This is a genomic window from Embleya sp. NPDC055664, assembly GCF_053618075.1.
The window spans coordinates 332512-352126 of the sequence record NZ_JBSHGZ010000004.1 but is presented as its reverse complement, the minus strand read 5'-3'; the positions used below and the strand labels follow the sequence as shown (position 1 = coordinate 352126).

Below are 19615 nucleotides of genomic sequence, written 5' to 3'. Positions count from 1 at the left end.
GGGTGGTGCGATGTGCGGGCGTCAGCTGACGCCCAACCACTCCTTGATCGGATGCAGGGCGAAGAACACGAGGAAGGCCAGGGTGAGGACCCACATCAGCGGGCCGATGTCGCGGAACCTGCCCTGGGCGGCCTTGATCAGCGTGTAGACGATCACGCCGGCGGCGACGCCCGCGGTGATCGAGTACGTGAACGGCATCAGCACGATGGTCAGGAAGGCGGGGATGGCCGCGGCCCTGTCGTCCCAGTCGATGTGCTTGACCTGGGTGATCATCATCGAGCCGATCACCACGAGCGCGGCGGCGGCGACCTGGTCGGGGACCACGCCGGCGAGCGGGGTGAAGAACAACATCAGGCCGAAGATCGTGCCGGTGACCACGCCGGCCAGCCCGGTGCGGGCGCCGTCGCCGACGCCGGTCGCCGATTCGATGAAGACGGTCTGACCCGACGAGCTGGTCACCCCACCGACGATGCCCCCCGCACCGTCGATGGCCAGCGCCTTGGACAGCCCGGGCATCCGGCCCTTGTCGTCCACGAGCTCGGCCTCGGTGCCGATGCCGATGATGGTCGCCATCGCGTCGAAGAAGCCCGCGAAGACGAGAGTGAACACCAGGACGGAGGCGGTGATGCCGCCGGCCTCGGAGAAGCCGCCGAACACGCTCACCTCGCCGAACAGCCCGAAGTCCGGCGCATCGACCACCTTGTCCGGCAGGTTCGGCACACCACCGCCCCAGGTCTTGTCGGATATGTCGACGATCGCGTTGACCACGATCGCCAGCACGGTGCCGAAGACCAGGCCGATCAGGATCGCGCCGCGGATGTCGCGGGCCATCAGCATGAAGATGGTGAGCACCGTGACCGCGAAGATCAGCACCGGCCAGCCGGCCAGTTCACCGGCCGGGCCGAGCGTCACCGGCGGTCCGCCGGGCGCGGCGTTCTCGGTCACCACGCCCGCCTTGTTCAGCCCGATCATCGCGATGAACAGGCCGATCCCGATGGTGATCGCGTGCTTGAGCGCCATCGGAATGGCGTTCATGATGCGCTCGCGCAGCCCCGAGACGACCATCAGCATGATGATCAGGCCGTAGATCACGCACAGGCCCATCGCCTGCGGCCAGGTCATCTCGGCCGCGACCTGGTTGCCCACCACACCGGCCACCGACAGGCCCGCGGCAAGCGCCAGCGGCACATTGCCGATCAGGCCCATCGCCACCGTGGTGATGAACGCGGCCAGCGCGGTCATCGTGGTGATCTGCGCGGGGTCGAGCTGGTGCCCCTTGACGTCCTTGCCGCCCAGCAGGATCGGATTGAGCAACAGGATGTACGCCATCGCCATGAACGTGGTGAGACCGCCGCGCAGTTCGCGGCCCACCGAGCTGCCGCGCGCGCTGATCCGGAAGTACGTGTCCAACGCGCCCGAACCGGACGAGCCGGCCGGCGGCGGATCGCCGGCCCGGGTCGCCCCGGATCCGCGCGGCGGATTCGGGGGATTCTCGCCGGGTTCCGTCGGAACCGATGTCTGAGGCACTTTCCCACTCCCAAGTGTCCTAGGTGTTGTTGGGGTGGAGCCGGTCGCCGCGGCGCAGCCGCCCGGAGCCTGTTCCGGGCAGGCGGGCGCGACGACCTTCCTGCGTGGGGGCGCGTCCGCTCGACGGCGCGGCGATCGGCCGTGCGGGGTCGAGCCGGTCCGGCCCCGGGGGCCGCGTCTGCGCCGCCGCCGGGACCGTACTACGGTGATGAGAACGGGAACTGACGGTGTCTCAGAGCCCGGTGAGGTGTTCCGGCCGGACCGGCACCCGGTTCAGGGCCAGGCCGGTCGCCGCGCGAATCGCCGCGACGATCGCGGGCGTCGCGGACAAAGTGGGTGCCTCGCCGGCTCCGCGCAGCCCGTACGGGGCGTGCGGGTCGGCCAGTTCGAGGACGTCCACCGGCATCGGTGGGGTGTCGAGGATGGTGGGGATCAGGTAGTCCGTGAAGGACGGATTGCGCACCCGCCCCTCGGCGACCACGATCTCCTCCATCACCGCCAGACCCAGCCCCTGGGTGCTGCCGCCGTGGATCTGGCCGAGCACCGCGAGCGGGTTCATCGCCTTGCCCACGTCCTGTGCGGCGGCCAGTTCGACCACCTTGACCAGGCCCAGCTCCACGTCCACGTCCACCACCGCGCGGTGTGCGCAGAAGGTGTACTGGACGTGTCCGAAGCCCTGTCCGGTGGTCCGGTCGAACGCCTGGGTGGGGCGGTGCCGGAACTCGACGGTCTCGTCCACGGGTTCGTCGCCGAGCAGGTCGGCCAAGTCGGCGACCACCGCGTCGGCGCGGTCGACCACCTTGCCGCCGACCAGGCGCAGGCCCGCCACGAGATCGGGCGTCCAGCCGTGGCGGAGCCGGCCGCGCTCGAACACCGTGCCGCGCACCGCCTCGGCGGCCAGTTTGACCGCACCGCCCGTCATGTACGTCTGCCGCGACGCGGAGGTCGACCCGGCGGAGCCCACCCGCGTATCGGCCGGCGCGATGGTCACCAGGTCCACGCCCAACTCGGTGCGCACGATCTGCGCATGCACCGTGACACCGCCCTGGCCCACCTCGGCCATCGCGGTGTGCACCAGCGCGACCGGCGCGCCGCCCACCACCTCGAGCCGAACCCGTGCGGTGGAGTAGTCGTCGAAGCCCTCGGAGAAGCCGACGTTCTTGATCCCGACCCCGTAGCCGATCCCGCGCACGACGCCCTCGCCGTGCGTGCTGTTGGAGACCCCGCCCGGCAACTCGCGCACGTCCACACCGTCGCCGGTGTGCCGGTGCTCCGCCGCCGGCAGCGGCATCGCCTCGACCCGGCGCAGCAGTTCGGCCACCGGCGCGGGCGCGTCCACAACCTGGCCGGTGGGCAGCACCGAGCCCTGCTCCATCGCGTTCAGCCGCCGCAACTCCACCGGATCCAGGCCCAGTTCCGCGGCCAGCCGGTCCATCTGGCTCTCGTAGCCGAAGCACATCTGGACCGCGCCGAAGCCGCGCATCGCGCCGCACGGCGGGTTGTTCGTGTACACCGCGGTCGCGTCGATCGAGGCGTTCGGGATCACGTACGGACCGATCCCCAGCGAGGCCGCGTTGCCGACCACGGCGGGGGAGGATGATGCGTACGCGCCGCCGTCCAGCACGATCTCCGCCCGGACGAACACCAACCGGCCGTCCCGCGTGGCGCCGTGCTCGAAGACCATCGTCGCCGGGTGGCGGTGCACGTGGCCGAAGAACGACTCCTCGCGGTTGTAGACGATCTTCACCGGCTTGCCGGTGTACTGCGCGAGCAGACACGCGTGCACCTGCATCGAGAGGTCCTCGCGCCCGCCGAACGCGCCGCCGACGCCGGCCAGGGACAGTCGTACCTTCTCCGGCGGCAGACCGAGCACCGGGCACAACTGCTCTCGGTCCACGTGCAGCCACTGGGTGGCGATGTACAGATCGATCCCGCCGTCCTCGGCGGGCACCGCGAGCCCCGACTCCGGGCCCAGGAACGCCTGGTCCTGCATGCCGACCTCGTACTTGCCGCGCACGATCACATCGGCCCGTGCGCGCACCTGCGCCGAGTCCCCGTCGCCGTGGTGGATGTGCTGGCTGTGCACGATGTTGCCGAAGGCGTGCGCCTTGTAGTCGGCCGGCGCGTGCACGTAGCCGTATCGCTCCGGATCCAGCGCCTCGACCGGTCCGATCGCCGGCAACACGTCGTAGTCCACCGCGATCCGGGCCGCCGCGCGCCGCGCGGTCTCGGGGTGGTCGGCGGCCACGATCGCGATCGGCTCGCCGTGGAAGCGCACCTCGTCGATGGCAAGGACCGGCTGATCGGCGATCTCCAGGCCGTAGAACCTGCTGCCGGGGATGTCCTCGTGGGTGAGCACCGCGTACACCCCCGGCAGGGCCAGCGCCGCGGACACGTCCAGGGATCGGATCCGGGCCCGGGCGTGCGGGCTGCGCAGTGTCGTGCCCCACAACATGTCCTCGTGCCACAGGTCCGAGGCGTAGGCGAAGTCGCCCTTGACCTTGAGGATCCCGTCGGGTCGCAGCGGCGACGCGCCGATGCCGTCCCGACCGGGCGCGGCGACGTCGAGCAGGTTCTTGGGCATGGTCGGACCGGCCATGGCGTCAGCCCTCCGAACCGGCCGGCGCCGTACCGCGCGCGTCGGCCTTGCGCGCGGCCGCCAACCGGACCGCGTCCATGATCTTCTCGTAGCCCGTACAGCGACACAGATTGCCGGACAGCGCCTCGCGGATCTCCGCGTCGGACGGGTGATGCGCCCGGTTGAGCAGGTCGTGCGTCTGGACCAGCAGGCCCGGCGTACAGAACCCGCACTGCACCGCGCCCGCGTCCACGAACGCCTGCTGGACCGGATCCAGCGTGTCCCCGTGGGCCAACCCCTCGACCGTGCCGACCTCACGATCCTGCACCTGTCCGGCGGCGACCAGACACGCGCACACCGGGGCGCCGTCGAGATAGACCGTGCACGAGCCGCACTCGCCCTGCTCACACGCGTTCTTGGACCCGGGCAGCCCGACCCGCTCGCGCAGGACGTAGAGCAGACTCTCGCCCTCCCACACGTCGTCCGCCTCGGTCGGGCGGCCGTTCACGGTGAATGTGACCCTCATGCGGCGGCCCTCCCGGTGGCGCGGTGGTCGTTCCAGGTCCAGAGCAGGGTGCGGCGCGCCATCACGGCCAGCGCGTGGCGCCGGTACGCGGCCGACCCGCGCACGTCGTCGATCGGCGCGGCGGCCGCCGCCACCAGTTCGCCGAAGCGCCGCGCGGTGGCCTGCGGCAGTTCGCCGCCGGAGGTCCACAGGCCGCTCTCGTCGAGTTCGGCCCGGATGAACTCCTCCGCCTCGCGCGCCCGGCGCGGGGTGGGCGCGGCGGAGCCGATCCCGGTGCGTACATCCCGGGTGCGCGGGTGCAGCGCGACCGCGAACGAGCAGACCGCGATCACCATCGCGTTGCGGGTGCCGATCTTGGCGAACTGCTGCGGCCCGGTCGCCGACGGGATGTGGATCGCCCGGATCAGCTCGTCCGGCTCCAGCGCGTTGCGCTTGACCCCGAGATAGAAGTCGTCGATCGGGATCAGCCGGGTGCCACGCACCGACGCCGCCTCCACCGTTGCGCCCGAGGCGAGCAGCGGCGGGTGCGCGTCGCCCGCCGGCGAGGCGCCGCCGAGGTTGCCGCCGACCGAACCCCGGTTGCGGATCTGCGGCGAGCCGACGGTGCGTGCGCCGAGGGACAACCCCGGCAGCCGGTCGTGCAGCGACTCGATGATCCGCGCGTACGGTACGCAGGCGCCCAGACGCACCGTGTCGTCGTCCTCGATCCGCCATTCGTGCAACTCGCGGATCCGGTTGAGATCCACCAAGGCATCGGGGCGACGCCGGTCGAAGTTCAGCTCGACCATCACGTCGGTGCCACCGGCGATCGGGACCGCGGACGGGTGCTGCGCCTTGACGGCGAGCGCCTCCTCCCACGTCGCGGGCCGCAGGAATTCCATGTCGGGTGTCTCCTTCTGCCTTGCGTATGGCCCTACCGTCCTTGTACCCGTCGCGGGGGGCGCGTCGCTCGGGGCGTGGTGACCGCTCGTTTCGTGACCGGTCGTTTTTGTGGATGGGAGGGTGCGCACCAGTACACCGAGACGGAGGTCACTGCGAGTACCCACCGAAGACATGACCCAGGCGTGTCACACGGGCGGTGTTCCCGTACTTTTCTCCAAGTGCTCGTCCGGTCGCCGAACCGGTATGACGGATCCGCCGCGCGGCCGACGCCGTGGCCGGCTCGATCGAGAGGGGGCCGTCGATGCGATTGCGCGCGCTTCTCGGCGATGGCACGACCGGCGTCGGCATAGCCGGCATCCGTCTGCTGGTGGGCGAGGGGGAGCTGGATCGTACGGTGCGCGCGGTGATGACCACCGACCTGCACGACCCCAGCCGCTACCTGACCGCCGGGGCCCTGGTGCTGACCGGGATGGGCTGGCGCTCGGGCCCGGGCGACTCGGACCGCTTCGTCCGGGTGCTGACCCGGGGCGGCGCCACCGCGCTGGCCGCGGGGGAGGCGGAGATCGGCGCCATCCCGGCCGATCTGGTGGACGCCTGCGAGCGGCATCACCTGCCGCTGTTCGCGGTCGAGGAGGAGTTGTCCTTCGCCCACCTGACCGAGTTCGTGGTCCGGCGGATCTCCGCCGAGCGGGCCGACGACCTGACCGCGGTGGTCGACCGGCATCGACGTCTGGTCCAGGCGGCGGCCGGCGGGGCCGGGCTGGACGGGGTGCTCGGGCTGGTCGCGGCCGACATCGACATCCACTGCTGGGTGCTCTCGCTGACCGGGCGGCAGGCCGCCGCCGGCGGGCCGGACCTGGCACCGGGGTTGCGGGTCAAGCTGGCCCGCGCGCACTTCGCCGCCCGCGAGCGCCGGGCCCGGGGGCCGTTCCGGCACCGGGCCGACGGGCGCTCGTTCTCGCTGCTGCCGGTGCCCGAGGCGGGTGGGGCGGCCGACCCGGACGCGTGGGGCGACTGGTTCCTGGCGGTCGAGGACGACGTGAGCGACTGGCCCGACCGGCACCAGGCGCTGCTGGGCGAACTGGTCCGGCTGGTCTCGGTGGGCCGCGAGCGGGTCGAGGACGGGCGCCGGCACACCCGACGCGTGGCCGAGGACGTGCTGAACCTGCTCGCGAGCGGCGCCGATTCGTTCGAGGTGGCGACACGCCTGCGGGTGGCCGAGCCGGACGAGGGCGACACGTGGCACCGGCAGTTCGTCACCCTCACGCTGCCCGACGTGCCCGTGCGCGACGCACCCCGACTGGCCCGGGTGCTCCTGGAGGAGGCGCTGGCGGATCGACCGACGCCCGCCTTGGTGTCGGCGGCCGGCTCCGGCGCGGTGGCGCTGATCTCGTGCGAGAGCGGGGACGACCGGGACGGCGCCGAGCCGGATCCCACCGCGGGCCTGCTGCGCGAGCGGCTGGCCGCGTTGGACGGGCCCGCGACGGACGACCTGCGGGCGCACATCGGGGTGAGCGCCCGGGTGGACCGCGCCGACGCGCTGCGCGGCGCCTTGGAGGAGGCCTGGCACGCGGGCCGGATCGCCGGGACCAGGACGGGCCGGATCGAGGTGGTCGGGCATGCCGAACTCGCCTCGCACGTGGCGCTGCTGGCCGCGGTGCCCGAGGACGTGCGCCGGGCCTTCCGGGGCCGGTTGCTGGAACCGCTGCGCGCGTACGACGCGAGCCATCAGGCGGACCTGATCGGCACGTTGGAGGTGTTTTTGGACTGCGACGGGTCGTGGACCAGGTGCGCCGCGCGGTTGCACGTACACGTGAACACGCTGCGCTACCGGATCGGCCGGATCGAGGAGCTGACCGGGCGTCAGTTGGCTCGTCTGGAGGACAAGGTGGACTTCTTCCTGGCGCTGCGGCTGCGCTGAGCGGGCGCGAACGGGCGTACCGGCGGCCCGGCTTCCCCGCCGATGCGTCGAAATCGGATCGGTCGGGCGGATCCCGGGTCGGCCGATGGGTCGAAAATCGTGCCGGCCGGGTCAGCCGAAGGAGACCCCCGACGTGACCGGGACGACCGTGCCGGTGATTGCCCGGGCCCGGTCGGAGGCCAGGAAGGCGACCGCGTCGGCGATGTCCTCGGGCCGGGTGATCCGGCGCAGCGCCGAGGACCGGGTCAGCTCGGCCCGTACCTCGCTCTCGGGCACCTCCCGGCGCGCGGCGATGTCGGCGATGCACCCGGCGAGTTTGGCGTTCTCGGTGTAGCCCGCGACGACCACGTTGACCCGGATGCCGTCCGGCCCGACCTCCTTGGCCAACACCCCGGAGGCCACCTCCATCGCGGCCTTGGTCGCCGCGTACGCGCCCAGCCCGACGAGCTTCGCGCGCGGCGCCTCCGAGGAGATCTGCACGATCGAGCCGCCGCCGACCGCGCGCAGATGGGGCAACGCGGCGCGGGAGACGGCCAGTACGCCCAGCACGTTGATCTCGAACGCGCGCCGGAACTCGTCCGGGTCCAACTCCTCCAGGCGTCCCGACGGGTTGTACGTCGCCACGTTCACCACCACGTCCACCCGGCCCGATTCCCGGGCCGCGGTGTCCACCAGCGCGCGGCAGGCGCCCTGGTCGGCCAGGTCGGTCGGCACCGCGAGCACCCGACGGCCCGTCAGCTCCCGGATCTCGTCCGCGAGTTCGCGCAGCGGTTCGGGGCGGCGGGCGGCCAGCACCAGGTCCGCGCCGTCGCGGGCCAGCGCCAATGCCGACGCGCGCCCGATGCCCGCTCCGGCTCCCGCGACGATTGCGACCCGTGCGTCCGGTTCCTCCGCCATCGACACCCCTTTCACGTGCGCGAAATCCGCGACTCGCCACCCGTCCTATCGCACGGTGCTTTGCATTGCCATGATCATCCGGTTGGGTTACTGTGCGCGGCCGTTCGCCGCCGAAGCGTCAACCCGGCAAGCCGTACCGACACCACCGGAGGCACCGATGCCCACCGTCGTACTGATCGGAACGCTGGACACCAAGGGGTCCGAATACGCGTGGCTGGCCTACCGGCTGCGGGCCAGAGGAGCCGAGGTCCTGCTGATGAACGTCGGCGTCCTGGGCGACTCGCTGGCCCAGGCCGATGTACAGGCGGGCGAGGTCGCCGCCGCGGCGGGCACCGATCTGGAGGACCTGCGCACCCGCGCCGACCGGGGCGCGGCGACCACCGCGATGGCCGAGGGCGCGGCCTCGATTCTGCGCGAACTCTTCGAGCAGGGAAGGGTGGACGGGGTGCTCGCGATGGGCGGCTCGGGCGGCTCGGCGATCGCGTCCCACGCGATGCGCGCGCTGCCGGTGGGCGTGCCCAAGCTGCTGGTGTCCACGATGGCGGCGGGCGACGTGTCGCCGTACGTCGGCGCGGTGGACGTGACGATGATGTACAGCGTCGTGGACATCGCCGGGATCAACCGGCTCTCCGAACGCATCCTGGGCAACGCGGCGGACGCGATCGCGGGCATGGCCGGCGGCTACGCCGAGGACCGCGCGGCGGTCGCCGGGGTGACCGGCGAGGGCCGACCGCTGGTGGCCGCGACCCAGTTCGGCGTGACCACCCCGGCGGTGGACGCGGCGCGCGAGCGGCTCAACGAACTGGGCTACGAGGTACTGGTGTTCCACGCCACCGGGGCCGGCGGCCGGTCGATGGAGAACCTGGCCGAGGGCGGCTTCCTGGCCGGGGTCCTCGATCTGACCACCACCGAGCTGGCCGACGACCTGGTCGGCGGGGTGCTCAGCGCGGGCCCGCAGCGGCTGACCGCGGCCGGGCGGATGGGATTGCCGCAGGTGGTCAGCGTGGGCGCGCTGGACATGGTCAACTTCGGCCCCCGCGACACCGTTCCGCCGCGTTTCGAGGACCGGCTGTTGTACGTGCACAACCCGACCGTGACACTGATGCGCACCACACCGGCCGAAAACGCCGAACTGGGACGGCGGATCGCGGCCAAACTGATCGACGCGACCGGGCCCACCGCGCTGTACCTGCCGCTGCGCGGAGTCTCCGCGATCGACGTCGAGGGCGGACCCTTCTACGATTCCGACGCCGATACGGCGTTGTTCGACGCGCTGCGCGCCGGCCTCGACGGGACCGCCGTCGAGGTGCGCGAGGTCGCGACGGACATCAACGATCCGGCGTTCGCCAAGGCGGCGGCGGATCGATTGCACGAATTGATCACGAAGGGACACGTGGACTGAGATGAACGGACGCGAGGCGCGGGGCCGACTGCGCACGACGGTCGAGCAGGGCGGCGTCGTGATCGGCGCGGGCGCGGGCACCGGATTGTCCGCCAAGTGCGCCGAGGCCGGGGGTGTGGACCTGATCATCATCTACAACTCGGGCCGCTATCGCATGGCCGGCCGGGGTTCGTTGGCGGGACTGCTGCCGTACGGCGACGCCAACGCGATCGTGGTGGAGATGGCGGGCGAGGTGCTGCCGGTGGTGCGCAGTACCCCGGTCCTCGCGGGGGTGTGCGGCACCGATCCGTTCCGGATCATGCCGCACTTCCTGGACCAACTCGCGGCCATGGGCTTCGCGGGAGTGCAGAACTTCCCGACGGTCGGCCTGTTCGACGGTGTCTTCCGGCAGAACCTGGAGGAGACCGGGATGGGCTACGACCTGGAGGTGGAGATGATCCGGCTGGCGGCGGAGCGCGGCCTGCTCACGGCGCCGTACGTCTTCGATCCCGAGCAGGCCCGCGCGATGGCGGCGGCCGGCGCCGACGTGCTGGTCCCGCACCTGGGGCTGACCACCAAGGGCAGCATCGGCGCGACCACCGCGGTCACCCTCGACCAGGCGGTGGAGCGGGTGCAGGAGATGCGCGACGCGGCGGCGGAGGTCAACCCCGACGTGCTGGTGCTGTGCCACGGCGGGCCGATCGCCGAACCCGAGGACGCGGCGTACGTCCTGGCCCACACCACCGGCGTGGTCGGCTTCTTCGGCGCCTCCAGCATGGAGCGCCTGCCGACCGAGGTGGCCATCACCGAGCAGGCGCGGGCGTTCAAGAGCATCACCCCGAGTGGGGGCACCGCCACGGCGGGCGACACTCCGGCACATCCGTAACCAACGCGCCCGGCAGTAGATGCGTGGCGCACGCGCACGTCCGTCCGTCCGACAACCACGAGCGTGAGGACCCGGCATGTACAAGTTGACCGTGCTCTACGGCCACCCCGAAGACCCGGCGGCGTTCGATTCCTATTACTGGGACAAGCACGTCCCGCTGGCCCGCACCATGCCGGGACTGACCGGCTGGACCATCGGCAAGTGCGAACCGGATCCGTCCGGTGCGAAGCCGCCCTATTACCTGGTGGTCGCGCTGTACGCGCCCTCGCGCGCGGAACTCGAGGCGGTGCTGGATTCGCCCGAGGGGCGGGCCACGGTGGCCGATGTGCCCAATTTCGCGACCGGCGGCGCGACGTTCCTCTGGGACGAGGAGCGGGTAGTGGTTCCGGTAGAGCTGCCCGCGACGGAATAGCCCGTCGTTGACGCACGCGTGACCACGCGGCCGCGCACCGTGTACGCCGGAGCCGTGACCTGCAAAGACGGCGACAAATCGGGCAAATAGGTGTTATTCCTCCCTATGGGGGACGTCACAAACCACCCGAAATGTTTGCCAACCCGGCGAACCGGTGCGTAGCTTCGTGGTTGTTCGCACAAGCGGACTCCCCGGGCGGTACGCCGAATCCTGCCGCCGTCCGAGGGAAGCAGTCGATATCGACTGGCGGCAGGAGCGGGGGAACCAAGTGAGCCGACATCGGCACTGCCGATGCCTGGGGTGAAGCCATGCCTGTGACAGGCGAGGCCGGGCCAATCGTCCGAACCCGACAGCTAACTTCGTAGGCGCCCGACGAGGTAATCAATGACCTTCCGTGCCATCACCGCTCCGGTTCGTTCGCTCTCTCGTGGCCGTCGCGCCGGCATCGCCGTCGCCGCAGGTGCGGGTCTCGTCCTTCCCCTCGTGGGCATGGCGGGCAGCGCGAACGCCGCGACTTCGTCCACCTGGGACGCGGTCGCCCAGTGCGAGAGCACCGGAAACTGGGGCATCAACACGGGCAACGGCTTCTCCGGCGGTCTGCAGTTCACCCCGAGCACCTGGAACGCGTTCGGCGGCAGCCAGTACGCGGCCAGTGCCGCGCAGGCCTCCAAGGCGCAGCAGATCGCCGTCGCCGAGCGGGTCCTGGCGAGCCAGGGCCCCGGCGCCTGGCCGGTCTGCTCCGTGAAGGCCGGTCTGGGCAAGGGCGGCGACGCCAACGCCACGGCCGAGTCCTCGACCACCGGCAAGACCAAGTCCTCGGTCGAGCCGAAGGCCGCGCCGACGTCCGAGGCCAAGCCCGCGACCGGCAACGCGCCGAAGCTCAACGTGCAGCCCAAGCAGGACGTCGCCAAGCAGGACGCGCCGAAGTCGGCCGCGACCGAGCGGGCGTCGGGCTCCGGCACCTACACCGTCAAGTCCGGTGACACGCTGTCCGCGATCGCGGCCAAGTTCGGTGTCAAGGGCGGCTACAAGGCCCTGCACACGGCCAACGCCGGCGTCCTCGGCGACAACCCGAACGTGATCGCCGTGGGCACCAAGCTCGCCGTCTGATCCATACCCTCACCACGTGGGCCCCGCCGAGACATTCGGCGGGGCCCACGCGCGTTCGACCAGGCCCGGCCGGGCCGTTGCACGCGCCCATCCCGATCCGGACATGCGCGCGATGGCGTTGGCGGTGAGCACCGGACGCGAGTAGGCCGAACGGCCCGGTCAGCTCTGCTCGGTGCGCAATAGCCGCAGGAACGCCTTGATGCCGGAGATGACTTCCTGGTTGTCCGTCAACTGGCTGATGGTGTCCTCGAAGCGGCGGCCGAGGGCGTCCACCTTGCGGTCCGCCTCCTGGAAGCGCTTGGTGGTGTCGGCCGCCCCGAAGACCGTCGTCTCCTTGAGCTGCTCGATGCTCTCCAGCAACTCCTTGGTGCGGGTCTCCAGGGCCTCGACCTTGGCCTTGAGGGCCGTGACGTCCTGGCTGACCGCGAGCACGTCGTCGCGGGGGTGGGTCACCTCGCGCAGCATGGTGCGCAGCCGCTGGGACAGGTGCTCCGCATACGCCTGACCGGGTCGAAACAGGGTGCTGAGCAGGTAGAACCCGGCGAACCAATAGCCCACCACGCCACCGGAGATCCAGGTGATCAGCGCGATCACGGCGGCGGAGAGCACGTGTGCGCCGATCGCGCCGTAGAGCAGTCGGCGGGCGATCCGCCGGGCCTCGACGTCACGCCCTTCCGGTACCGCCAGGCCCCGCTCCCGGCTGATCGCGATCTCCGTGATCACCCGCTGGGCCCGGAAGTACAGGTTCCACGGCGCGGTGAGCACCAGGATCAGCCAGAACAGACACACCGCCCCCGCCCCGAGCGAGAGCAGATCCGCCAGTGACGTGTCCTCGACGAAGTACAGCACGATGCCCAACGCCGTCGTGCCGACGAACAGCAGAACCGCAAGCAGCCTGGTCGCACCCACCCGAATCGCACTCCCACCCCACCCGGCGCCCGGCCCACCCGAGCACGCTGCTCGGACTGTAGAGCACGGAGATCACCGTGATCGGGTTCAGCCGTCGGCAACCGATCCGTCGGGGTCGGGGATCCACGAACCGTGGATCCCGGCCGGCACCCGGCGCGGCAATTCGACGGCCGCCATCGGCGGCGCGGTGATCCTGCGCGCGTCCAGTACCAGCAACTCCGAGGCATTCCGGGCCAGATCACTGACCACGGTGAGCAGGTAGCCGTCGTCCTCGGCGGTGCCGCCCTCGGCCGGCACGAACACCGCCTCGCCGGGCATACGGTCGCGCCCCTGTCCGGCGATCCACCGCTCCCCGCTCACCCGGTCGTACTTGACGATCGCGTACTCGCGCAGCCCCGCCCCGGGAAAGGCCGACGCGTAGCCGAATCGGTGCGGCCGGCCCACCGCGCGGGCGTCGATCGTGGGGAACTCGACGACCAGCGAGTCCAGTGCCTGCTCGCCCGCGACGCCCGAGGCCGGGTCCAGGATCCATCGGTGCGAGATCGCGCCGACCACGGGTGACTCGGGGTAGCCGGGCGCACCCACCCACCACCGCCAACTCGTCTCCCACGCGGCCCGATCGAACCTCGGTGCCTCCAGCACGATCCGACCGCGCGCGTCCTCGTACGCGTTGGCCACATGCAGCACCATCCCCGGCGACACCTCGAACCAGGTCGGCACGGCCGGGCCGGTGCGCGGCATCACGCCGATCCGGGGCGCGTAGGACTCGCTCCAGCGGTAGGGCACACCGGAGGACTCGGCCGGGTTGAACACCACCGGCAGGTCGAGCCAGACCACATGGCGTCGCGTCAGCCCGAAGTCGTGCATCAGCGAGGGTCCCGCGCCGCAGATCACCTCGCTGCGGATGATCCGCCCCCGGGGTGACGCGACGTGGTACGTCAGATACGGCGGGGTCGGCGAGTAGCCGAAGAAGTGCAGTTCGCCGGTGCCCGGATCGGTTTTGGGATGCGCGGTCATCGCGGTGGTCAGCCCGCCGGCGAAGTCGTACGGGCCGACCGTGTCCAACTCGCGGGTCACCTCGAACGGGAGGTTGGCCTCCTGGAGCGCGAGCAGCCGACCGGCGTGTTCGACGATGTGCGTGCCGGCGATGCTCGCGGTCAGGTCGACGCTGCCGTCCGCGCGCACATACGGCGCGCCGTTCCACGCGGGGGTGCGCACCCACCGGTTGCGGTACCACTCGGCCCGGCCGGCCCGCAGCCGGATGCCGTGCAGCATGCCGCTGCCCCGGAACCAGTGCGACGGCACGTCGCCGGGTCGCGGGTTGTGCCCGTTGCGGATGTAGCGACCGTTCAGCTCCGGCGGAAGCATGCCCCGAACCTTCAGGTCGCGCCGGTCGATCTCGTCGGCGACTGGTGCGAAGTGCTCGGCGAGATAGGGCTTTCGCAGGTCCACGACGGCGCGCTCCGATCACCTGGGTCGGTGACTGTAGCACCTGCCGCCGCTGATCCGGCACCCGATGTGAACGAGCCCTCGCCGACCCGTGCGCCCCGAAAGAAGTCCGCAACCGGCCGGAAACCGGCACCACTTCGAGGTCGATGCGACAAAGCCCCGGCACCACTTCGAGGTCGACCCGACAAAGCCCCGGCACTACGCGAAGGCGGGCCGGGGCACCCGCCCCGACCCGCCCACCGCCGTGCGCCCGTTCGGTTAGCGCGCGCCCAACTCCTCGGCCAGCGCGGTCGCGAAGGCCTCGATGTCCGCCTCGGTGGTATCGAACGCCGTCATCCAGCGCACCTCGCCGATCGACTCGTCCCAGGTGTAGAACCGGAACCGCTTCTGCATCCGCTCGGTCACATCCGCCGGCAGCACCGCGAACACCGCGTTGGCCTGTGGCATCCGAGACAGCGTCACCCCGTCCAGGTCGGCGACCTTCTCGGCGAGCAGCGCCGCCATCGCGTTCGCGTGCCGCGCGTTGCGCAGCCACAGATCGCCGGACAGCAGCGCCTCGAACTGCACCGACACGAACCGCATCTTGGACGCGAGTTGCATCGCCGCCTTGCGCAGATACTTGATGCCGCGCGCCGCGTCCGGGTTGAGCACGACCACGGCCTCGCCGAACATCAGGCCGCTCTTGGTGCCGCCGAAGGACAACACGTCCACGCCCACGTCCGTGCTCAGCGCGCGCAGCGGCACGTCCAGCGCGGCGGCGGCGTTGGCCAGGCGCGAGCCGTCCAGGTGGGCGAGCATGCCGTGGTCGTGCGCGTGCGCGACCAACGCGGCGATCTCGTCCACCGTGTAGACCGTGCCCAGTTCGGTGCTCTCCGCGAATGAGACCACCCGCGGCTGGGCCCGGTGTTCGTCGCCCCAACCCCACGCATGCGTATCCACGAGTTCGGGGGTGAGCTTGCCGTCGGGGGTGGCCACAGTGAGCAGCTTCAGGCCCGCCACCTTCTCCGGCGCGCCGCACTCGTCCACGTTGATGTGCGCGGTGGCCGCGCAGATCACCGAGTCCCAGCGGTCGGTCATCGACTGCAGGCCGACCACGTTGGCCCCGGTGCCGTTGAACACCGGGAACACCTCCGCGCGTTCGCCGAAGTGGGCGCGGAAGACCTCGGTCAGGTGCTCGGTGTAGACGTCCTCGCCGTAGGAGATCTGGTGTCCACCGTTGGCCGTGCCGATCGCGGCCAACACCTCGGGATGTATGCCCGCGTAGTTGTCGCTGGCGAAACCGCGCGCGTCGGGGTCGTGACGCGGGGTCAGGGGACGTTCAGGCACAGTCGTTTCCCGTTCAGGTCGATGGCCGGGGTGTTCCACAGACCCGCGATCTCGGCGGCGAGATCGGCGACGTCGGTGAATCCGGCGAACTTTGCGTTGGGTCGGGCCTCGCGCATCTCGTCGTTGACGAGCGCCTTGACCACCAGGATCGTGGCCGCCGCCTCGGTGTCGGTGAACGCGTCGGCGAGCGCGAGGGTCCAGGTCTCCGCCGCGGCCTTGGCGGCGGCGTAGCCCGCGTTGCCCTGGGTCGGCTGTCCGGCCGCGGCGGCGGAGATCAGTACGAACCGACCGCGCGGGCTGCGCGCGAGCGCTTCGTGGAAGGCCAGCGTGGTGTGCTGGAGGGTACGTACGAGCAGGTTGTGCAGCAGGGCCCAGTCGTCGAGCGAGTTGTCGCCGAACTTCTTGCCGCCGCGCCAGCCGCCGACCAGGTGCACCAGCCCGTCCACTCGGCCGTGCTCGCGCTCGACCTCCTCCGCCCAGCGGCGGGTGGCGTCCGGGTCGAGCAGGTCCACCACCGCGCCGTGCGCTCCGGGCGCGGCGTCCACGCTCGCCCGCAATCGTTCGGCGTCCGCGTCCGCGCCGTACACGCGGGCGCCGGCGCCGACCAGCCGTTCGAGCACCGCCCGCCCGGTGGGTCCACCCGCGCCCGCGACCGCGATCACCGCGCCTTCGAGACCGTTCATCACTGCGACTCCTCGTTCACGTGCCGTTCGTCCTGCCCCGTACCCCGGTGGGCGCACGTCGCACCCATCACGTCGGTCGCATCCGTCGCATCCGCACGGTCACGACACCGCGGCCTCCCGCTCGCGCGCCCCGACCGGGCCCGTGGGCGGGGCGTCGGCGGTGATCCCGCGCGTGGACGCGATCACGTCGCGCAGCCGCCGGTTCAGCGCCTCGTAGAACATGCTCAGCGGGAACTCGTCGGGCAGCACCGCGTCCACGAGCGCCTTCGGCGGGCCGTCCATCGGCAGCGCGGCGGTCCCCTTGGCCCACACCGACCCCGGGTGCGACGGCACATACTTGGCGACCAACTGGTAGCCGGCCAGCCAGTGGCCGACCTTCGGCCGGTCGACACCCTCGCGGTAGAGCCGGTCCACCTCGTCGAACAGGCCGAGCACCGCGTCGGTGATCCGGTCCCAGTCGATGGTGAGCCGGTTGTCCGACCAGTCGAGCACACCCGCGCGGTGCAGGTAGGCGAACAACAGCTGCCCGCCGAGCCCGTCGTAGTTGCGCACCCGCCCACCGGTGACCGGGAAGCGGAACAGCCGGTCGAAGATCACCGCGTAGCGCACCAGCGGCGCGGTCGGCTCGCCCTCCGCGGACAGCGCGACCGCCTCGCGGAACGCGGTCAGGTCGCAGCGCAGCTCCTCCAGGGCGTACATCCAGAACGGCATGCGCTGCTTGATCATGAACGGGTCGAACGGCATGTGCCCGCGCATGTGGCTGCGGTCGTGGATCAGGTCCCACAACACGAACGCGTTCTGGGCGAGCTGCTGGCTCTCGACCAACGCCTGTGCCTCCGGCGGCAGTTCCAGGCCGAGGGTGTCCGCCGCGGCGGTCCCGACCCGGCGGAAGCGAGCCGCCTCGCGGTCGCAGAAGATGCCGCCCCAGGTGAACCTGGGTACTTCGCGGACGGCGACGGTCTCGGGGAAGAGCACCGCCGAGTCGGTGTCGTATCCGTCGGTGAAGTCGACGAACGCGAGCGGCACGAACATCGCGTTGTCGTAGCGCGTCGCCTCCAGGTCGGCCAGCCACTGCGGCCACACCACGCGCAGCAGGACCGCCTCGACGTTGCGGTTCGGATTGCCGTTCTGGGTGGTCATCGGGAAGACCACCAGGTGCTCCAGACCGTCCCGCCGGTTCTGCTCGGGGCGGAAGGCGACCAGCGAGTCCAGGAAGTCCGGGCGCGCGAAGTCGGCCTCGGCCCAGCGGTGGAAATCGGCCACGACGGCGTCGAGGTAGGCCTCGTCGTGCGGGAACAGCGGGGCGAGCGCCGCGATGGCGGCGGTGATGTCGGCGACCAGAAGGCGGGCGGCAGCATGCCCGGACGGCTCGATCGAGCCGTCCTTGGCCTGAAGCGGACGCAGGTCGGCAACGGCTTCCTTGAGCACCGGCCACTGCGGGTGGTCGACGGCGGTACGGACGGCTACGCGGGTCATGTCGGACATGAAACCCCCTCAGGGAAACGCAGGAACCACGGCCAGGCGAACCTATGTCAAAAGAATTTCACGTGGCAAGGCCGATTCAAACGCAATCTTATCGTCTCCAGTGCGTTTTGCCCGAATAAGTTGAGAATGCGATCATCTTGCTCCCGGCAAGTCCACGGCCGGCCCGATGCCGACCGAAGCGCGGCCCGACCCTGATCGCCCGGGGAGAAGCCAGAAGATTTCCCGACCCAGCCGCCGAAGGTTGTCGCCATGGACCGTCGATCCGCTCTTCGGAATACTGATTCCGGATCACGAAACCAGTCGACCATGGGAACGCTCCCGGATCCGCATCCACTCTCACTGCCCGAACCTGCGATCCCGTACGCCGATGGGCCGGAGCACGAGCGTCACGGGCGGCAGGGGGTCACGCTCGGGCAGGAAGTGCGGTCAGCCCCGACCCGTATTGCTTCGGGCCGGGGCTGACACGGTGCGGTGCCGGCCGCGCCGGTCTGCGGGGTGGTACCAGCTCGGCGTGGCGGGATCGGGGGCCCTGATGACGAGGTCCGGGCCCAGACATACCGACGAACGCGGCCACCTGTGCGCCACGTGCACCGCTCTCGGGGACGGGCCGCACGAACCCGGCGCGTGCGTGGCACGGAGTTCGGCCACCAGGGCGGCACCGCCACACCTGCAGTGACCCACTCTCGATATTCGGGTGAACGCAGGGAAGGGGCTGCGTAGGGTGACGGGCGTGGACCCAGCGGACTTCTACACCGGCATCGTCGCGGAGCTCTACGGACCGCTGAAATCCTTCTCCCAGGATCCCGAACCCTACGCGGCCTTCATTCGTCAAGCCGGCATACCGGCACTGGAGCTGGGGTGCGGAGACGGTGACCCCCTGCTCGAACTGTGCCGACGCGGCCTGGACGTCGACGGCGTCGACTCCTCCGCCGACATGCTGGAGCGGCTCCGACGCCGGGCAGACGAACAAGGCATCCGTGCCACCGTGTTCCACCAGCGCATGGAGGCTTTGAACCTGCCCCGCCGCTACCGGGCGATCTTCCTGGCCGGGCCGACCTTCACCCTGCTTCCCGATGACGCCACAGCGCTCACCGCCCTGCGCGGCATCCGCGATCACCTGACTGAGGGCGGCACCGCCCTGGTGCCCCTGTTCACCCCCGCACCCACCCCCGCCGAACAGATCGGCCGGGTGCGCACGGCCGCCGCACCCGACGGCGCCGAACTCCGGGTATCCGTCGTCTCCGAGGAACGCGACGAGACAGCCCGGACACAGACGACTCTTCTACGCTACGAACGGCACCACGGCTCGGACAGCACCATCGAAGACCGCCCGTGGATCATGCATTGGTACCCCCGGGACCGGTTCGAGACGCTGGCCATGACCGCCGGCCTGACCGTGATCGCGGTCACCGACCCGGACGGTGAACCCGCCCTTGCCGATTCGACCGACCTGCTGCACTTCCGACTCCGAACCACCTGAGCGCCTCGCCTCCGAGAAGGCCCAGGATCACCCTCCGCGACCGCTCCCCAAGATGGGGCGCCGTCGATTATTGCGTCGTTCGTGGTGCCCCACCTGGGAGGATGGGCGTGTGTACGGGTCGGGTGAGGTTGATGGTGCGGGGTTTCCCGGTGCGGCGGTCGGG

16 protein-coding genes and 1 riboswitch are annotated in these 19615 nt (G+C 70.9%); of the genes, 6 read left to right on the top strand and 10 right to left on the bottom strand.

Translation table 11 applies throughout. The features are described from left to right. Positions 1–21: 21 nt before the first annotated feature. The 4 genes from ACWGR4_RS09365 to ACWGR4_RS09350 all read right to left on the bottom strand — a co-directional run bounded on the left by ACWGR4_RS09365 (position 22) and on the right by ACWGR4_RS09350 (position 5512). Positions 22–1527 (bottom strand): NCS2 family permease, encoded by a 1506-nt coding sequence (locus ACWGR4_RS09365; protein WP_452128818.1) that lies wholly within the window; start codon positions 1525–1527, stop codon positions 22–24. 232 nt (positions 1528–1759) lie between these two features. Continuing rightward, positions 1760–4126, bottom strand: a complete 2367-nt coding sequence (gene pucD / locus ACWGR4_RS09360) for a xanthine dehydrogenase subunit D (protein WP_452128819.1) — start codon at positions 4124–4126, stop codon at positions 1760–1762. A 4-nt stretch (positions 4127–4130) separates the two neighbouring features. Further along, positions 4131–4631, bottom strand: coding sequence for a (2Fe-2S)-binding protein (locus ACWGR4_RS09355; protein WP_379998340.1), 501 nt, complete (start codon positions 4629–4631; stop codon positions 4131–4133). Further along, complete coding sequence (locus tag ACWGR4_RS09350) at positions 4628–5512, bottom strand: FAD binding domain-containing protein (RefSeq protein WP_452128820.1); 885 nt, start codon at positions 5510–5512, stop codon at positions 4628–4630. Before ACWGR4_RS09350 ends, ACWGR4_RS09355 begins: the two co-directional genes overlap by 4 nt. Before the next feature lie 302 nt (positions 5513–5814). Here ACWGR4_RS09350 and ACWGR4_RS09345 point away from each other — a divergent pair, with 302 nt between their 5' ends. Next, entirely contained in the window at positions 5815–7434 is a 1620-nt protein-coding gene (locus ACWGR4_RS09345) for a PucR family transcriptional regulator (protein ID WP_452128821.1), read from the top strand. Between the two features lie 111 nt (positions 7435–7545). Here ACWGR4_RS09345 and ACWGR4_RS09340 read toward each other — a convergent pair whose 3' ends face one another. Continuing rightward, a complete protein-coding gene (locus ACWGR4_RS09340) occupies positions 7546–8331 on the bottom strand; it encodes an SDR family NAD(P)-dependent oxidoreductase (RefSeq protein WP_452128822.1) in 786 nt (261 codons plus the stop codon). 157 nt (positions 8332–8488) lie between these two features. Between ACWGR4_RS09340 and ACWGR4_RS09335 the strand changes: the two genes are divergently transcribed. The 4 genes from ACWGR4_RS09335 to ACWGR4_RS09320 all read left to right on the top strand — a co-directional run bounded on the left by ACWGR4_RS09335 (position 8489) and on the right by ACWGR4_RS09320 (position 12120). Further along, the gene (locus tag ACWGR4_RS09335) at positions 8489–9733 is read left to right on the top strand and encodes a Tm-1-like ATP-binding domain-containing protein (protein WP_379998332.1); all 1245 of its coding nucleotides are present in this window, start codon (positions 8489–8491) and stop codon (positions 9731–9733) included. A gap of 1 nt (position 9734) precedes the next feature. Then, complete coding sequence (locus ACWGR4_RS09330; RefSeq protein WP_452128823.1) at positions 9735–10598, top strand: phosphoenolpyruvate hydrolase family protein; 864 nt, start codon at positions 9735–9737, stop codon at positions 10596–10598. 76 nt (positions 10599–10674) lie between these two features. Further along, a complete protein-coding gene (locus ACWGR4_RS09325; protein ID WP_379998328.1) occupies positions 10675–11010 on the top strand; it encodes an EthD family reductase in 336 nt (111 codons plus the stop codon). 221 nt (positions 11011–11231) lie between these two features. Continuing rightward, positions 11232–11394, top strand: a riboswitch (cyclic di-AMP (ydaO/yuaA leader). A 105-nt stretch (positions 11395–11499) separates the two neighbouring features. Then, positions 11500–12120: a transglycosylase family protein gene (locus ACWGR4_RS09320; protein ID WP_452128824.1), complete on the top strand. Its 621-nt coding sequence runs from the start codon at positions 11500–11502 to the stop codon at positions 12118–12120. 159 nt (positions 12121–12279) lie between these two features. On the opposite strand, the gene ACWGR4_RS09315 is transcribed toward ACWGR4_RS09320, so the two are convergent. From ACWGR4_RS09315 to ACWGR4_RS09295, 5 genes are all read right to left on the bottom strand, one after another. Further along, complete coding sequence (locus ACWGR4_RS09315; protein WP_379998324.1) at positions 12280–13029, bottom strand: coiled-coil domain-containing protein; 750 nt, start codon at positions 13027–13029, stop codon at positions 12280–12282. Between the two features lie 87 nt (positions 13030–13116). Further along, positions 13117–14481, bottom strand: a complete 1365-nt coding sequence (locus ACWGR4_RS09310) for a carotenoid oxygenase family protein (RefSeq protein WP_452128825.1) — start codon at positions 14479–14481, stop codon at positions 13117–13119. Positions 14482–14736: 255 nt separating this feature from the next. Next, positions 14737–15804 carry a threonine aldolase family protein gene (locus ACWGR4_RS09305; RefSeq protein ID WP_452128826.1) on the bottom strand — a complete coding sequence of 356 codons (1068 nt, stop codon included), beginning with the start codon at positions 15802–15804 and terminating at the stop codon, positions 14737–14739. After that, positions 15786–16487 carry an SDR family NAD(P)-dependent oxidoreductase gene (locus tag ACWGR4_RS09300; protein WP_452128827.1) on the bottom strand — a complete coding sequence of 234 codons (702 nt, stop codon included), beginning with the start codon at positions 16485–16487 and terminating at the stop codon, positions 15786–15788. Before ACWGR4_RS09300 ends, ACWGR4_RS09305 begins: the two co-directional genes overlap by 19 nt. A 99-nt stretch (positions 16488–16586) precedes the next feature. Further along, entirely contained in the window at positions 16587–17972 is a 1386-nt protein-coding gene (locus ACWGR4_RS09295) for a DUF6421 family protein (protein ID WP_452128828.1), read from the bottom strand. A 730-nt stretch (positions 17973–18702) separates the two neighbouring features. Between ACWGR4_RS09295 and ACWGR4_RS09290 the strand changes: the two genes are divergently transcribed. Further along, positions 18703–19452, top strand: a complete 750-nt coding sequence (locus ACWGR4_RS09290) for a class I SAM-dependent methyltransferase (protein WP_452128829.1) — start codon at positions 18703–18705, stop codon at positions 19450–19452. Positions 19453–19615: the final 163 nt, after the last annotated feature.

Excerpts from the sequence above, each read along its gene's own strand:
- pucD (WP_452128819.1), bottom strand. The coding sequence starts at position 4,126 with ATGGCCGGTCCGACCATGCCCAAGAACCTGCTCGACGTCGCCGCGCCC.
- ACWGR4_RS09355 (WP_379998340.1), bottom strand. The coding sequence starts at position 4,631 with ATGAGGGTCACATTCACCGTGAACGGCCGCCCGACCGAGGCGGACGAC.
- ACWGR4_RS09350 (WP_452128820.1), bottom strand. The coding sequence starts at position 5,512 with ATGGAATTCCTGCGGCCCGCGACGTGGGAGGAGGCGCTCGCCGTCAAG.
- ACWGR4_RS09345 (WP_452128821.1), top strand. The coding sequence starts at position 5,815 with ATGCGATTGCGCGCGCTTCTCGGCGATGGCACGACCGGCGTCGGCATA.
- ACWGR4_RS09340 (WP_452128822.1), bottom strand. The coding sequence starts at position 8,331 with ATGGCGGAGGAACCGGACGCACGGGTCGCAATCGTCGCGGGAGCCGGA.
- ACWGR4_RS09335 (WP_379998332.1), top strand. The coding sequence starts at position 8,489 with ATGCCCACCGTCGTACTGATCGGAACGCTGGACACCAAGGGGTCCGAA.
- ACWGR4_RS09330 (WP_452128823.1), top strand. The coding sequence starts at position 9,735 with ATGAACGGACGCGAGGCGCGGGGCCGACTGCGCACGACGGTCGAGCAG.
- ACWGR4_RS09325 (WP_379998328.1), top strand. The coding sequence starts at position 10,675 with ATGTACAAGTTGACCGTGCTCTACGGCCACCCCGAAGACCCGGCGGCG.
- ACWGR4_RS09320 (WP_452128824.1), top strand. The coding sequence starts at position 11,500 with ATGGCGGGCAGCGCGAACGCCGCGACTTCGTCCACCTGGGACGCGGTC.
- ACWGR4_RS09300 (WP_452128827.1), bottom strand. The coding sequence starts at position 16,487 with ATGAACGGTCTCGAAGGCGCGGTGATCGCGGTCGCGGGCGCGGGTGGA.
- ACWGR4_RS09295 (WP_452128828.1), bottom strand. The coding sequence starts at position 17,972 with ATGTCCGACATGACCCGCGTAGCCGTCCGTACCGCCGTCGACCACCCG.